Annotated in this window: 12 protein-coding genes; 1 reads left to right on the plus strand and 11 read right to left on the minus strand. The window is 55.6% G+C overall.

Features of this window, described 5'->3' with window-relative positions; translation table 11 throughout:
- Position 1: 1 nt before the first annotated feature.
- The 7 genes from AWR27_RS11530 to AWR27_RS11560 all read right to left on the minus strand — a co-directional run bounded on the left by AWR27_RS11530 (position 2) and on the right by AWR27_RS11560 (position 7,440).
- On the minus strand, positions 2 to 1,360 hold the full coding sequence (locus AWR27_RS11530) for an NAD-dependent succinate-semialdehyde dehydrogenase (RefSeq protein WP_077131313.1): 1,359 nt from the start codon (positions 1,358 to 1,360) through the stop codon (positions 2 to 4).
- 9 nt (positions 1,361 to 1,369) lie between these two features.
- Positions 1,370 to 2,842 (minus strand): aldehyde dehydrogenase family protein, encoded by a 1,473-nt coding sequence (locus AWR27_RS11535; RefSeq protein WP_077131314.1) that lies wholly within the window; start codon positions 2,840 to 2,842, stop codon positions 1,370 to 1,372.
- A 3-nt stretch (positions 2,843 to 2,845) separates the two neighbouring features.
- Positions 2,846 to 3,958, minus strand: a complete 1,113-nt coding sequence (locus AWR27_RS11540) for an ABC transporter ATP-binding protein (protein ID WP_269466605.1) — start codon at positions 3,956 to 3,958, stop codon at positions 2,846 to 2,848.
- Between the two features lie 4 nt (positions 3,959 to 3,962).
- Complete coding sequence (locus AWR27_RS11545; protein ID WP_083732819.1) at positions 3,963 to 4,781, minus strand: ABC transporter permease; 819 nt, start codon at positions 4,779 to 4,781, stop codon at positions 3,963 to 3,965.
- A 111-nt stretch (positions 4,782 to 4,892) separates the two neighbouring features.
- The gene (locus tag AWR27_RS11550; RefSeq protein WP_198045130.1) at positions 4,893 to 5,747 is read right to left on the minus strand and encodes an ABC transporter permease; all 855 of its coding nucleotides are present in this window, start codon (positions 5,745 to 5,747) and stop codon (positions 4,893 to 4,895) included.
- Between the two features lie 33 nt (positions 5,748 to 5,780).
- The gene (locus AWR27_RS11555) at positions 5,781 to 6,902 is read right to left on the minus strand and encodes an ABC transporter substrate-binding protein (protein ID WP_077131316.1); all 1,122 of its coding nucleotides are present in this window, start codon (positions 6,900 to 6,902) and stop codon (positions 5,781 to 5,783) included.
- Positions 6,903 to 6,948: 46 nt separating this feature from the next.
- On the minus strand, positions 6,949 to 7,440 hold the full coding sequence (locus AWR27_RS11560) for an Lrp/AsnC family transcriptional regulator (protein WP_077131317.1): 492 nt from the start codon (positions 7,438 to 7,440) through the stop codon (positions 6,949 to 6,951).
- Positions 7,441 to 7,683: 243 nt separating this feature from the next.
- Here AWR27_RS11560 and AWR27_RS11565 point away from each other — a divergent pair, with 243 nt between their 5' ends.
- Positions 7,684 to 8,004 carry a heavy metal-binding domain-containing protein gene (locus tag AWR27_RS11565; protein ID WP_077131318.1) on the plus strand — a complete coding sequence of 107 codons (321 nt, stop codon included), beginning with the start codon at positions 7,684 to 7,686 and terminating at the stop codon, positions 8,002 to 8,004.
- 68 nt (positions 8,005 to 8,072) lie between these two features.
- Here AWR27_RS11565 and AWR27_RS11570 read toward each other — a convergent pair whose 3' ends face one another.
- From AWR27_RS11570 to AWR27_RS11585, 4 genes are all read right to left on the minus strand, one after another.
- On the minus strand, positions 8,073 to 9,479 hold the full coding sequence (locus tag AWR27_RS11570; RefSeq protein ID WP_077131319.1) for a purple acid phosphatase family protein: 1,407 nt from the start codon (positions 9,477 to 9,479) through the stop codon (positions 8,073 to 8,075).
- Between the two features lie 88 nt (positions 9,480 to 9,567).
- Entirely contained in the window at positions 9,568 to 11,001 is a 1,434-nt protein-coding gene (locus AWR27_RS11575) for an alpha-L-fucosidase (RefSeq protein WP_083732820.1), read from the minus strand.
- Between the two features lie 8 nt (positions 11,002 to 11,009).
- Entirely contained in the window at positions 11,010 to 14,471 is a 3,462-nt protein-coding gene (locus tag AWR27_RS11580; RefSeq protein ID WP_083732821.1) for a VCBS repeat-containing protein, read from the minus strand.
- A gap of 35 nt (positions 14,472 to 14,506) precedes the next feature.
- Positions 14,507 to 16,063: a RagB/SusD family nutrient uptake outer membrane protein gene (locus tag AWR27_RS11585; RefSeq protein WP_083732822.1), complete on the minus strand. Its 1,557-nt coding sequence runs from the start codon at positions 16,061 to 16,063 to the stop codon at positions 14,507 to 14,509.
- Between the last annotated feature and the right edge of the window lie 11 nt (positions 16,064 to 16,074).

Here is a 16,074-nt window from a genome sequence, read left to right on the forward strand (position 1 = left end):
CTTATCCAATGTAAATTGTCTTCGACTGACAAAAATCCTTGATACCAGCTTCAGACAGTTCGCGACCGTAGCCGGATTTTTTGACCCCGCCAATGGGCAACCGCGAGTCGGAGCGCACCACGGCATTCACGAACACGCTGCCCGCTTCGAGTTGGTGGCTTAGGCGTTCGGCGCGGGCTACGTCGTGCGTCCAGATGGCAGCACTCAGCCCGTAGCGCGACTGATTGGCGAGTCGGATGGCTTCGGCTTCGTCGGCCACTTCGGTAATGACCGCAACGGGACCGAACGTTTCCTCCCGGAACACCACCGAGTCGGGCGTTACGTTGTCGAGCAGCGTAGGCGCGAAATGGCAGTCGTGCCGGGTGCCGCCGACGAGTAACGTAGCACCTTCCTGCACGGCGGTCTGCACCTGACGTTCGAGGGTTTCGGCTAAGTCAATCCGGGCCAGCGGGCCGAGTTTGGTATCCGGCTCGGTCGGGTCGCCCTGTTTCAGATGTTCGACAAGCGTTTTCACCTTCTCCGTAAAAGCCGCCTTCACCGACGACTCCACCAGAAACCGTTTGGCGGCAATGCAAACCTGCCCGGCGTTCATCATGCGCGACTGCACAGCCGCCTGCGCGGCCCGGTCGAGGTCGGCGTCGGCCAGCACAATGAGCGCGTCGGAGCCACCGAGTTCGAGTACCGATTTTTTGATGTGCTGCCCCGCCAGCGCGGCTACCGACGCCCCGGCGCGTTCGCTGCCCGTAAGCGTGACCATACCCACGCGGTCATCGGCCAGCAGATTCGCCACGGCGTCTGTATCGGCCACGATTGCCTGGAAAACGCCTTCGGGGAAACCAGCCGTTCGGTATGCCTGCTCAATCGCCAGCGCGCAGCCAAAGACATTGGGCGCATGTTTGAGTAGCGTTACGTTACCCGCCATCAGAGCCGGAACCGCATAGCGAAACACCTGCCACAACGGGAAATTCCAGGGCATAATGGCCAGCACTACGCCCACCGGTTCATAAACCACTAAGCTCTTTTGCGCGTCGGTCGGGATGATGTCGGGGTGCAGTAACCGCTCGGCCTGTTCGGCGTAATAGTCGCACTGCCCGGCGCACTTCTCCACTTCGGCCATCGCTTCGGCCTTGATTTTGCCCATCTCAGCCGTGATGAGATCAGCGAGGTCAGCTTGTTGTACCCGTAACGTAGCGGCTAACTGTCGGAACAAATCGCCCCGTTCGGCAAAGGATTGCCCAGCCCATGTCCGCTGCGTTTCGGCTGCCCGCGCCAGTTTAGTTTCTATCTGTTCGGGCGTTTCGGCAGTGTAATCTTGCAGGACCTGCCCCGTATTGGGATTGATGCTCTGGAATGTTTTCATAACGGTTGCCTATACGTACCAGCCCAGCGGAGCTTCGTCGAGATAGACGTTGATTTGTTTGGTTTCGAGATATGACTCGATGCCGTATTTACCCAGTTCGCGGCCAATACCGCTTTTCTTGTAGCCGCCCCACGGCAGTTCGTTGAAGGTTGGGTGGTAGTTGTTGACCCACGTAATACCTGCCCGAATCTGCCTGACAACCCGGTGTGCCCGGTTGATGTCTTTCGTGAATACGCCAGCAGCCAGACCGTATTCGGTATCGTTGGCGAGTCGCACAGCCTCTTCTTCGGTCCTGAATGGAATTACAGCCAGCACCGGCCCAAAAATCTCTTCGCGGGCAATGGTCATGTCGGGCGTTACGTTAGTGAAAATGGTTGGCTCTACGAAGTTACCCTTCGCAAATTCGTCGCCTTCGGGTCGTTTGCCGCCGGTTAGCACCGTAGCTCCCTCGGCCTTGCCTACGTTGATGTAATGTTCAACTTTCTGCCGATGTTCAGCAGACACCAGCGGCCCCATCCGAACGCCCTCGCCCAGCCCGTGACCGAGTTTGATGGTACGGGCAATGTCGGCCACGCGGTTTACAAAGACGTCGTGAACCGACTCTTCGACCAATAGCCGCGACCCTGCCGAACACACCTCGCCCTGATTGGCAAAGGCGGCAAAGGCTACCCATTCAGCCGCCGTTTCCATATCGCAGTCGGCAAATACGACCACGGGGTTTTTGCCGCCCAGTTCGAGCGTCACGCGCTTGATATTTTTGGCTGCAGCCTGCATAATCAGGCTTCCCGTGTCGGTGCCGCCCGTGAACGCAATCTTGTCCACGTCGGGGTGCGACGACAGCGCGGCACCGGCTACCTCGCCCGCGCCCGTCACAAAGTTCACCACGCCCGGCGGAAAGTCGAGGTCGATGGTCATCTGCCCCAGTTCCAGCACTGAGAGGGGCGTCAGTTCGGAGGGTTTCAGCACCACCGTGCAGCCAGCCGCCAGCGCGGGGGCCAGTTTCCACGTAGCCATAAGCAGCGGATAGTTCCACGGCACAATCTGAGCCGCTACGCCCACCGGTTCGCGCACCACCATGCTGAGCATGTTCATGGGTACAGGCACGGTCTCACCCATGATTTTCGTCGCCTGCCCGGCGTAGTACTCGAAACAGGCGGCTGCATCGCTCACGTCGGCTTCGGCCTCGGCCAGCGGTTTACCACAGTTGCGCGTGTCGAGTTCGGCCAGCATAGCCGCATATTCTCGGATTCTGGCCGCCAGTGCCAGCAACAGCCGCGCCCGGTTCTGGGCATTGTCAGACGCGGCCCACGAGCCTTCGTCAAACGCCTGCCGTGCTGCCGCTACGGCCCGATTCACATCATCCGGCGTGGCTTCGGCCACAGTTGCCAACATCTCGCCGTTGGCGGGGTCGGTGAGGGTGCGGGTGCCGCCATCCGAAGCCGCCATCCACGCACCGTTGATAAGCATTTTGTATGATTTCATGTCTTATTGGTCATTCGCCAGCGTAGCTTTCGCTACGGGCCAGTTCAGGTACACGGTTTCGTAGCCATCGAGCGCGCTGAGTTCGTCGGGGCGGACCGCTACGTCGATGCGTTCGCCGGAATCGGTCAGGGTGCAGTGGATTTTCCATTGGTTGCCAAGAAACGTCCGGCCAGTCAGTTGGGCCGGGAGCGCGAACGTATCGGCGGGGCGTTGGCGATTGATAACTACGTGTTCGGGCCGGATAAACAGGAACGCCCGGCCCGGTGCTACGTTGGGCGTATCGACCACGGGAATCACCACCTCACCCCGGCGGAACGTCTGTCCGTCGAAGGTGCCGGGCAACGTGTTGTTTTCGCCGATGAAGTCGGCCACGAAGCGGGTGCGGGGGTGGTTATAAACCGTCTGCGGTGCGTCGAGCTGGTCGATAACGCCCCGGTTCATCACCGCAATCCGATCCGACATGGTCAGGGCTTCTTCCTGATCGTGCGTCACAAACACGAACGTAATGCCGAGTTGCTCGTGCAGATTTTTTAGCTCCTGCTGCATCTGTTTTCGCAGTTTCAGGTCGAGTGCGGCCAGCGGCTCATCAAGCAGCAGCACCTTCGGTCGGTTCACAATTGCCCGGGCCAGTGCCACCCGCTGCTGCTGCCCGCCCGACAACTCCTTCGGCTTACGACTGGCAAAGACATCCATCTGCACCATCGCCAGAGCCTGTTGCACCTGTTCGGTCCGGTCGGCTTTCGCTACGCCATGCTGTTTCAGCCCAAATGCTACGTTGTCGGACACGTTCAGGTGCGGAAACAGGGCATAGTTCTGAAACACCGTATTGACGTTCCGGCGATAGGGCGGCAGGCTGGTTATGTCTTCGCCGTCGAGCAGCACGCGCCCCGCCGATGGAGTCTCAAAACCCGCAATCATACGTAGCAACGTGGTTTTGCCGCAGCCGCTCGGACCCAGCAGAGTCAGAAACTCGCCCCGCCGAATAGCAAGGTTAAGCAACGGAATCACCCGGTTGCTACCGAACGATTTTTCGATTCGTTCGAGCCGCACAAGAGGTCGCTCAGTCGCAGTTATCGTGGGCGGAGGGGTAAGCATCGTGTCAGAACTAATTTTCATTGGACTATTGAATGGGCCTTGTTTCGCGTTCGCCGTATTTCACCGTCAGGACAAGCGCGATGAGCGACAGGGCGAAAATGACGGTCGAAATGGCGTTTACTTCGGGCGTAATGCCCCGGCGCATCATCGTGTAGATTTCGATGGGTAGCGTGTTGTCGCGGGCAATCAGGAAGAACGTAACGGGTATCTCATCGAGCGAAAGCGTGAACGAGAGCAGGGCCGCGCTAATCAAAGCCGTGCGAATGTTGGGCAAAACCACCCGGCTGAATGCCTGCCAGGGCGTTGCGCCGAGGTCGGCAGCGGCTTCTTCGAGGTACGGATCGAGTCGTTTCAGGCGGGCATAGACCTGCGTCAGCACAATGCAAATGAGGAACGTCGTATGCCCGATAGACACCGCCGTAAGCGAAATCGGAATACCCAGCAACGGAAAAAATGACAGCATCGCTACGCCTGTCAGTATGCCCGGCAGCGTAATAGGCAGCAGCACCACCCGCTCGAAGAATCGTTTCAGCCGAAACTCGTACTTGTGCATGGCCAACGCACCCATAACACCGATGACCAACGCCAGCGACGTACCGACTATTGCGACCAGTGCGCTAATCCGCAACGACTGTAGCAGCGACTCGTTTTGCAGCATGGTGCCATACCACTTCAGCGAGAAACCCCGCATCGGAAACGAGTTAACCGTATCGGCATTGAACGAGTACAGCACCACCATCGCCATCGGGAAGTAGATGAACGTCATCACCGCCAGTGCCGACGCGCCGATCAGCCCGTTTAGCCAGTCGATAGCAGGGCGTTTTTTTACAGAAGTATGTTGCATGACACGTTTTTTAACCGCAAAGGCGCGAAGGATAACGCAAAGGGCGCGAAGAAAAATTATTGAAACTTTGCGGACTTTGCGCCACCTTAGCGTCTTTGCGGTTAGGCATAATTAAGCAGATTCAAGGCTTGAGTACCGTTTCTCGGCGCGTCCCGACAGTTCGAGAATCAGGAGTACCACCACCAGCAGCACAATTCCCACCGCCGACCCCAGCGGCTTGTCGTTCGACGTACCGAACATGTTCTGGAAAATGTTCGAGATGAACAGGGTGTTAGGCCCTCCCAGCAGAATAGGAGCCAGAAAATCGCCCAGCGACAGCACGAACGAGAACGTACCCCCGGCAATAATGCCTGGCAGACTTAGGGGAAACACTACCTGCCGGAAGGTGGTCCAGCGGCCCGCACCGAGGTCTTTCGACGCTTCGATCAGCGACTTCGGAATCTGCTCGAAGGCCGTATAAATAGGCATCAGCACGAAGGGTGTGTAGATATGTACCATGCAAATAAACACCGCCACGTCGCTGTAGAGCAGCAGGTGGATGGGTTCGTGAGTTAGTCCTACATACATCAGGAAGGTGTTTAGCACGCCCTCCTCGCCCAGAATGGTTTTCCAGGCATAGGCCCGCACGATGTAGCTGACCCACAGTGGCAGAATGATGAGCGTGTAGAGCAGCGTTTTGTTGCGTCTGGCTTTGAAGGCAATGTAGTAGGCCAGCGGCAGACTCAGCAGCAAACACCCCAGCGTAACGGCCCCCGCCAGCACAAAGGTTTTGCCAAGCGTACCGTAATACAATGGCCCCGTCGCAAACCGCCGGTACGAGTCGAGCGAGAAACCCGGCTGTAGTAGCCCGAAGTCATCGACGGTGTAGAAACTCTGCACCAGCACCTGCGCATAGGGCAGTATCAAAAAAGCCGTCATCCACAGGGCCAGTGGCCCAAACAAAAGCCAGAAACGTGTTTTTAGCATAATGAGCATTCGTTACGCGTAACGACAATCTAACTAAGCTCCACTTTTGATCTCGTTCCAGATTTCGTTGTAGCGTTTGCGATTCTTGACATACTGCCAGAAGTTCAGCCGCTCGAAGTAATAGTCGGTATTGTTCATCTGGGTGATTTCCTGCAACTCAGCCGACATAAACCGTTTGGCATTCGGGTTGGCTACGGAGTAGTTGGTCACTTCGCCCACTTTCGCCATGTTTTCGGCTTGGGTGATATAGTCGATCCAGGCTTCGGCCAGGTCTTTATTGGCGGTGTTTTTGGTAATCATCAGCCGGTCAATCCAGCCCGTCGCGCCTTCTTTCGGAATCAGGCCCTTCACGTTCATGCCTTCTTTTTTCAGCGTAGCAGGGGTCAACGGCCAACCAACAGCCAGCGTTACCTCCTTGTTTTTCATAAGGTTATCCAACTCACCCGCCGTTACCCAGTACTTGCGGACCTGCGGCTTCAACTGCATCAGTTTTTTCTTCACCTCGGCCAGTTGCGGCTCGGTCATGTTGTAGATACCACCCTTGTCGGGTTTGTCGTAGCCGAGCAGCATCCCGGCCAGATACAGGCTCGAAATATCGTCCCAGAGAGCCACTTTGCCTTTGTATTCGGGTTTGAACAACTCGTTCCACGAAGTTGGCTCGGTTTTGATAACATCGGCGTTATACACCAGATAGTCAGGCCCCCACGTAAACGGTACGCCATATGTCTGCCCGTCTTTCACTACGTCCTGCATTGACCGCAGTTTCCCGGCCAGGCTATCATAGTGCGTTATTTTTTTAAGGTCGATAGGCTGCACGAGGTCGCGTTCTACGAGAGCCTGCGCCATATCGGGCGAGGGCGTAACGATGTCATACACCTCGCCACCGCCCGCCGTCAGCTTGGCAATCAGTTCGTCTGACGAGCCGAAGTAGGTGCCTTTGATGGTGACACCGTATTTTTCCTCAAATGCCTGCGTGAATTTTTTGTCGGCATAACCTTCCCAGCATAAAATGTTCAGGGTCTTGCCTTTGAAGTCGGCCACAGAAGTCTGACCGGTCGATTCAGACGCAGCGGATTCGGATTTTTTCTCGCCACCGCACGACCAGACGCTTGCGGTAAGGGCTACAGTGAGGGCTGAAAGCAGAAGCTTTTTCATCTTAGGAATAAATTGGTTATGTATATGAAGTAGTGCTACCGGAATGCTACCTGATGAGCGACAGTTCGGGCTGTCCCCATTTGTAAACTTTCAAATACATCACCGTTTCAGTCTTCCGAATCCCCTCAATCTTCGACAGGTGATTGTTCATTAAGTCGAGCAGGTGGTTGTTGTCGCAGCACATGACGTTGACTTCAAGGTCATATTCGCCTGTACGCATGGCCAGAAAACTAACCTCGGGCAGTTCGGCAATCTGGGCCGCCACCCGGCTAATACCCTGAATACCATCCACCTGCACCAGAATAGCCGCGTATGAGTTAAACCCAACCTTGTTTGGGTCCACGCGGCCAATAATCTTTACTATTCCCCGATCAACCAGATTCACGTACCGTTTGCTGACTGTGCTGACAGCGATACCCAACCGTCGGGCCATATCCGAAAATGACTCACGCCCGTCGCGTTGTAGCGACTGCATAATCTGCACGTCCAGTTCATCGGGAACGTAGTTATCAATAGCCTGACTCTCGGTTGCGTTCATATATTTCCAGCAAATGTAATATTGTCTTTATTGTATTGTCAAGAATTAAATCGAAATATTTTTCATAAAAACCATTATTACAGAAATTTTTTTGAATAAAATAGAACATTTCAAAATATTTAGCTACTTCATTTGGCATTTATACCAGTGGTACTGACATGAAATGGCCCTATAAGAGCTATTTATCGAATTCAGATAGATTCCTATAACTTTACGACTTCGCAACCATACACCTAACAGCGAATGCTCATCACAACTACCCCCAATATTGAAGGGAAACAGATTGCCAGCTACATTGGCTTAGTCAATGGTGAGGCCATCATCGGGGCCAATCTGGTAAAAGATTTTTTCGCTAATATCAGCGATATAGTCGGTGGTCGGTCGGGGGCCTATGAACAGGGCCTGCGCGAAGCCAAAAGCATTGCTATCAAGGAAATGACCGACCAGGCTACGCGGCTTGGTGCCAATGCCATTATCGGTGTCGATCTGGATTATCAAACCATCGGTGGCAACGGCTCGATGCTCATGGTAAGTTGTAATGGTACAGCCGTTATTGTGCAGTAAATGCGGCACAACTGGCGCGAGCCGGTCCGACGTATTGGTCCGCTCGTGCCAGCGTACACGTAGCTACGCTATTGTTTCCGAATCGTAAACGAATCCTGCACCGACCCATCGCCCGTAATCCGCCGGCCTGTCAGTGTATTTCCGTCGATTTCGAGATAGAGCGACCCACCGGCACCATCGTACCACGACCGCATGGCTTTATGCGGCCACGGGGCATCGCCGGTATTAACGGGTGTGCCGCCAGCCCCACCGTCGCCATTGACGATGTACATGGTGCCGTGGTGGCCTGTTCGCTTTAGTGGCTTGGCGTATTCGGCAACCGACGCGCTGCCAGCAGCTACTACCTGCGTTTTGGCATCGAACGATAGCGCGTTGCCGTAGTGACCGCGTATCAGATCGGTTCGTTCATAAACGTGGCTGTGGCCGCACATAACCAGGTCAACGTCATATTGCTCCAGCACCGGCAGCAGGTTGGTCCGCACGTCGATAAGTTGCTTTTCGGTGTCAGAGTCGTGGGTGCCTTTGGTATAGGGCGGGTGGTGCCAGAAAGCAATAATCCACGTAATGGCCGGGTTTTTCTGGGCAGCGTCAAGATCGCGTTTCATCCAGGCTACCTGCGTTTTCGATGGCACAAAACGTGTGCGGGCCGTTTGGTCATCGCTATCCTCGTAGCGGTCAGAATCCAGACTGATGAAGTGAATGTTGCCGTAGTTAAACGAATAATACGACTCCGTACCCGATGGAAGGCCCCCCGCTTCGCCCTGCGCCGGGTTAGACACTATCTGGAAATACGGAATGTTCAGACTCAGCCGCAGCGTATTGTCGCCCGCATAATCATGATTACCCGGCGTAGCAAAAATAGGCGTTTGTTTCATGTATCGCCCGGCAGCATAGCCCACATCTTTGCTGAATACAAATTGTTGAAATTCAGTATCTAACCCCCGGCTATAAGCATTGTCGCCTAACCACAGCCAAAGGTCGATGTAGGGATCGCCCTGTTTCCTGACAAAGGCGTCGAAGGCATCGCGCACGGCCACCTGCCGTTTAGAACCGTTCCCAAAATCGCCCAGCGACCAGATACGCGTTTTCTTCGCCGTGCCTTCTGTCGGAAACGTATGAAAGTAGTTGCTTGTATCGCCCTGTAAGCGGTTGTCGGGCGTTTCAATGGCGTAGAAGTACTGCGTGGCCGGTGTCAGGCCCGTTAGCGTTACTTCATGATCGACGGTCGGACTGCTTTCACCGACCGATTGCGTAAGTTGGTTGGCAGCGGTTCCGAAACGCACAACGCCAACCGAAGCCGGTTCGGTGCGCCACCGGATAGTTATGCTGGTAGGCGTCGCTTTTTGCAGATACGGCCCCCGTACCAGTGCGGGCATTGTTTGCGAAAAAGCCGATCCGCCAATCAGCAGATGCAGAAACCAGACAAATTTGGGGTGCGTGACCCGGATTAAGCGCGTTTGCCAGAGAAAGTTCATGTACACAAAGCTATGATAACCACCCTCATTCTGCGTTACGTACCTGTGAATTTACTCCCCATTTCGTCAAACTTTGTTAATAGTTCTGTTAGTTGATTCGGAAAGCGTAGGCTACAGATTTGGCCTGTTTGGCAGGCATTGTCAGTGTCAGTGTACCATTAGCGAAAGTGTGTTTCACTGGTTTACCATCGCTCAATGCCGTAACAGCGCGAACATCAGTCAATGGTAATTCGCTAATAGTAACTGTTTTTCCGGTTGGCTCATCGAGCAGAATGGCGTACAGCGATTCGCCTTTTTTCGTGAACCGAACGCGTCCGTCAGTGCTGGTTTTAGCTTCGGCCTTCGTCCAGGGGCGGGTGCCATAAATGGCTTCGCCGTTGGTTTTGAGCCAGACACCCAGCCCGTTGAGCCGCTCCAACTGCCCCGCCGGAATAGTACCATCGGCTTCGGGGCCAACGTTTAGCAGCAGGTTACCGTTCTTGCTGACAATATCCACGAACGAGTCAACCAGCCCATCGACCGATAAAAACGTGGCGGCATCTTCGGTGCGGTTATAGCCGAACGACAGGCCAATGCCCCGGCAGGTTTCCCACTTTTTTCGCGCAATGGAGTCCAGCATCTGGTATTCGGGCGTAGTGAAATCGTAATGCACGGCGGGCTTGGCCGAGGGTGCAGCAAACTCGAACGTGTGGCGGTTATTGACCACGCCCTGTGGGTTTTTGTTATAAAATTCGGCAATCACCGGCACGGGGTTATAGGCTTTGGGGCTACCGATGTCGGCCCAGAGCACGTAGGGATTGTAGCGGTCGGTCAGTTCGCGCCAATGGTTGCCGAGGTAAGTCACGTATTCGGGTTGTTGCGGGCCAGCCGTGAACAGGTCGGGGAAATTATTGATCGTTTTCTGATTGAAGGTCCAGTCTAAGCCGCTCGAATAATACAGCCCCATTTTCAACCCCTGACCGTTGACAGCCTGCGTCAATTCGCCCACGATGTCGCGGCTGGCCTGATAGTTTTTCTTGAACGGATTAGGCTGTTTGCTGGGCCAGAGCAAGAATCCGTCGTGGTGTTTGGTGGTCAGCACAACATACTGCGCCCCCGCGTCTTTAAACAGTTTGGCCCACTGGTTGGGGTTCCACTTCTTGATTTCGCGGTTAAAAACCGGTACGAAATCGTCGTAACTAAACGAGTCGCCGTAGGTGGCTTTGTGGTATTGTTGAGTACTGCTACCATCAATTCGCAGCGAGTTCATGTACCATTCGGCATAGGGGTTGTTGGCAAACCATTCTTCGCCTTTGGTAGTCGCCAAAATCTCCTGCAACGGTTTTTTGGTGCCTTTAGCCCAGCCCGGCACCGAATACAAACCCCAGTGAACAAAAATACCCAGTTTGGCATCATCGAACCAGCCCGGCAGTGGGTGTTTGTCGATAGACGCCCGTGTGGTATCGTACCGGGCAGGAGCCTGCGCCCAGGTTTGGTTGGCCCAGAAGAGCAGTAAAAGCGAACAGAAGATCTTGATGTTCATAATAAAAACTACGGTTTAATGGTCTGAGAAAAGGATACAACGCTATCGGCGTTGGCAGCCGCTAAAAAAAGGGACGTACCCCGCCGGGTTTTGAGCCGCACCAACGCACGCTGATCGCCACGCAGCCAGATGCCGCTTCGTTCGGGCGAGATGGCCCGGAAATTTCCCCGCCCGTCGCCCGCCAGCAGCAGACCCACCGATGCGTCGGCCCAGCCATACAGCACCTCACCCGCGTGGTTGTTGCCGCTCAGGAGCAGGTCGGGCAGGCCATCGCCCGTAAAATCACCAGCCAGCAAACCCGTTGTTGTCGAAAACTGCGCTTCGATAGGCAGGGCGCGTCGTCGAAACCGACCCTTGCCCAAATTCTCCAGCACACTGGTTTCAAACGTGCAGGCTTTCAAATGTTTAGCATTGGCAGGCAGCGGATTGGGCAGGAGTTTGGCGAGGGTGGTCTGGCCGTAACTGGCGTAATCAACGAACTGTTTACGCAGACTAACCCACTGTTTCAGCAGGTCGTCGCGGCCCGCAAACGGCACGGGTTCACGCTGGCCTGCGTTGGTCAGCAGATACTGAAATATCACAGGTTTGATGCGGTTGTTGTTGTCGAAATCGCCCGCCACCAATTCGAGCGGTTGCTGTACCGATGGCGCGTAATCGACGTTTGTACCTGCATTGCCTATCACATAATCGAGGTCGCCGTCGCGGTCCATGTCAAGGGGTAGAATACTGGTCCACCAGCCCCGGCTTTCGCCCAGCCCGGTTTGGCCGGTCACGTTCACGAATCGCCCGCGCTGATTCCGAAAAAACGACAACGGCATCCACTCACCCACGGCAATGAGGTCGGGCCAGCCGTCGCGGTCGAAGTCAGACCAGACGGCCCCGCTCACCATGCCTGCGCGGCTCAGGCCGGGAGCCACCCGCTCGGTGACGTCGCGAAAAATGCCGCCGTTGTTTTGCAGTACATAGCTACGGGGAGCGTCGGGGTAACGGCCCGGCTCGTAACGGCCACCCACAAACAGGTCGGTGTCGCCATCGCGGTCGTAGTCGGCTCCTACTACGCAACTTTTACTGCTACGCATGGCAGGCAGGACATTGGGTAGTAATGTGAACTGCCCGCGCCCGTCGTTCTGATACAGACGATCCTGATAATCAGGCGAATCGGGTTGGAATTCGCTACCGCCACTGGCTACGTACAGGTCAGCATCGCCATCGCCGTCAGCGTCGAAAAACAGGCTCCCGGCGTCTTCGCAGCGAGTCTCGGTCTGATTGATCGGTTCGGATGAAAAGGTGCCGTTGGCCCCCTGCCGAAACAGCATACCCGGTTGCCCCGCCGAACCACCCATGAAAAAATCGTCACCGTTCACCCCGTCAACATCGGCCACCGCCAGCGCAGGGCCAGCGCGGTCGTACTGTCGAAGCAGCAGCGGATTTCCGGCGAAATCGTTATGCCTGTTTTCAACGTGCCGGACATGCAGATTGAGCGCATCGTTCACCACTGTAAACAACGGATTGGTAGCCGGTTTCAAGCGGTCAGGAACAGCTTTTTCAGTCTGATAATCAATCGTTAGCGACTGATTGACGCGAACGTTACGGCATACCTGCCGACGACCATCGGGCCAGACCACCACCACCGAATCGACACGGGTTGTTGTACCCAAACCGATGTGCAACGGAGCGTCGATGCTGGACAGATACCCCCGCACCGGCGACACATAAGCCGTTTGGGTGCGATGCCCGTCATGCACCGCCACCGTTGCGCCAATACCACGCCGGTTCAGGGCGGGGCCGATCAGGGCAATAGTCAGAAAATGCGCGTGACTTTTGCGCTGACTGGCCTGATTTTCATACACATAGGCCGGTTCGTTGATATTACTCGTTACCAAATCCAGATCACCGTCGCGGTCCAGATCGGCATAAACGGCTCCGTTCGAGTACGACGGTCGGTCAATGCCCCAGTTGGCCGTTTCGTCGGTAAAAGTCAGCCGCCCGGTGTTGCGATACACGTAGTTCGACACCTTTACGCCTTTGAGTAGCCGGGTCAGTTCCTGCTGTTTTTCGGTGCGGTCGGTTTGCGTACCGAACATGGTTTCGGCGGCCTGGTAGTTCGAGAAATCGAGATCGGTAATGTTTTTGGCAAAGCCGTTAGTGATGTACAGATCGCGGAAACCGTCGTTATCAAAATCGGCCAGCAGCGGCCCCCAACTCCAGTCGGTGGCATGAACGCCCGCCAGTTGCCCCACATCGCTGAAGACTGGAACGGCGGTTTGCCTGGCTGAGGTCGGCGCGTTTCCCCGATTTAGCTGCAGGGTGTTTCGCATAAACTGCGGCACGTAACCGGCCTGGGTTTCAAGCAAAAACTTTTCGTAGTTCATTCCCGCGATGGTCGTTTTCCGCCGTAGATTCGTTTGCGGCAGCATATCCACTACCATCACGTCGGGCCGGGCGTCGTTATTGATATCGGCCACATCGACGCCCATGCCGTTGTAACTCTGATGGGCCTGACTCCGGGCGCACTCGTCGCGAAACGTGCCATTTTTCTGGTTCAGATACAGGTGGTCGTTGGTCATGAAGTCGTTGGCAACATACACATCGGGCCAACCGTCGGCGTTCAGATCGGCCACCGACAGGCCCAGCCCATATCCCTCGTGGGCGACACCCGCCCGCGCCGATACGTCGCGAAAGACCGGATGTCCCAGCGAATCGACCCGACCCAGATTCTCATACAGTCGGTCGTTGGTAGCCCCGCGCGTAACGGGGTAATCGGGCGGAATAACCATGTTTTTGTCGACGCCGTTGACCTGATTGGTCATCAGATACATATCCAGATCACCATCGCGGTCATAATCAAAAAAAGCCGACTGCACACTGAACGACGAATCAGCCAGTCCGTAAGCCGCAGCCTGTTCGGTGAAGACCGGAACGCCCTGCGCATTTACACCGCCATTGATGTGCAGGCGATTAGGCGGTTGCCGTGCGTCGGGTCGGTCGCGGCCAGGGCCAGCTACGCAGAGGTATAGATCGAGCCAACCATCGGCGTTAATGTCTACCACCGATACGCCCATAATCCATTCCGTCGTGGTAAGTTTCGCGGCTTCGGTCACGTCGCGATACATAATCGGCTCATCGTTCGTGCGTTGCGCGTTGATATACAGCCGCGACGATACCTGATTACCCGTAAAAAACAGGTCAAGCAAACTATCGTTGTCAAAATCGCCTACGGCCACGCCCCCGCCGTTGTAGCAGTAGTAATAATTGAGGATGTTGACCGAATCGGTTTCGGTGATCGTATTGACGAAATCAACGCCCGTCTGAGTGGCATCGAGCGACCGGAACAGCGGCTCCTGTTTATTTCGCTGGCAGGTACTCAGCAACACGAGTAACCCCAGCCACCCCAATAGCCGCCCGCAACAAACTGCTGAAAGCAGCGCACAACGGGGCGACGAATGGGGTTGGCACAGGGACGCGAACACAACTGATAGCTGTCTATAAGTGGCTGGAAAGCAGGCTAATACCCCGGATTCTGCTTGAGCTGGGGGTTGGTATTAATGTCGTTTTGCGGAATGGGCAGCAACTCGTTTTTATTGCGCTGAAACTGCCCGCCACTGTTCGAGCGCAGGGCCGGGTTTCGCGTGAACACGTCGGCGGTGATGCCCCAGCGGTTCAGATCGAAAATACGGTCGCCCTCGGCGGTCAGTTCCAGCACACGCTCGTTGCGGATGGCTTCGCGCATGGCTGCCTGACTCAGGCCCGGCGCAATGTTGGGCATGGTTGCCCGCGCCCGCACCCGGTTAATAGCCGCATACACAGCCGCCGACGGGCCGTTGGCTTCGTTCTCAGCTTCGGCGTACATCAGCAGCACATCGGCCAACCGAATCATCCGGCGGTTGTTGGTGGGGTAAGCCCAGCTACCCGGCGTTAACGAACTGGTTCGGTCGAAGTTAAGGTATTTACGTACCCACACGTTGTTCTGGTCGCTGCCCGTAAACGCCTTCGTGAAATCGTCCTGATAAACTTTCGCTCCCGGATAATTCCAGATCATGGTGGCAAAGGCACGCGGGTCAATGGCACCGGTAATGGTTTTCTCCTTCATAAACAGGTCATAGACCCAGCGGTTTATAGTAGTGCTGGCCTGACTGGTATAGCCTTTGGGCGCAACATCTGGCTCCCACGCCTGCCCACGCCAGGGGTTGGGCGTACCGCTCGGTCCCCAGTTGCCAGTATCTGACCGCTGGTATTGCAACTCAAAAATCGACTCAGCATTATTATTGGTTGCCGCCTGAAAATTGTCCTGGTAGTTGGCTACCAGCCGGTATTGAGTGCCATCAACGATTTTTTTGAATTCGGTGGCAGCGGCTGCCCAGTCTTTGGTATACAGATGCGCTTTACCGAGCAGAGCCGTGGCGGCACCCGCCGTAGCACGGCCTACGTCTTTGGGCTCGGCAGGCAGGCTGCTCTGAGCCTGTCGCAGATCCGATTTGATGCTGGCCCACACATCGGCAGCCGGAGCCTGTGGCACCAGTATGTCTTCCAGCGCATTCACGGGCTTGGTAATCAGCGGAATATTACCCCACATGTTCAGCAGGTGAAAATGCGCGAAGGCCCGCAGGAAATAGGCTTCACCGAGAATTTCTTTCTTGCGGGCTTCATTCATCTGAATGGCAGGCACATTGGCAATGACCTGATTGGCGCGGGCCACAATGGCGTTTAGCTCGCCCCAGCCTTCCAGCACCCGGTTGTCGGTCGAGGCTACGGCGAAGGTGCCCACGTCATTCACTTCCTGCGCCGGGAAAGGATTCAGGTCATCGCCCCGGAGCGTGGTCAGAATAGCACCCATCATCCGGCCCCAGCCCATAATGGTGGTAAGCGGACCGTAGGTGGCAACGAGGGCTTTTTCGGCATCGTCGGCGTTGCGCCAGAACAATGTCGGGCTAAGCTGATTGGGGTTATCGATGTCTAATGCTTTTTCGCTACACTCGGTAAATACCGATGATGTAAGCAGCAAAGCCGACACCATAGCGGCTCGGCGTAGCATTCGAACCGGAGTATTATTACGTGGTATCATGGTTGTGGCAG

Source organism: Spirosoma montaniterrae, assembly GCF_001988955.1.
Classification (GTDB): Bacteria; Bacteroidota; Bacteroidia; order Cytophagales; family Spirosomataceae; genus Spirosoma; species Spirosoma montaniterrae.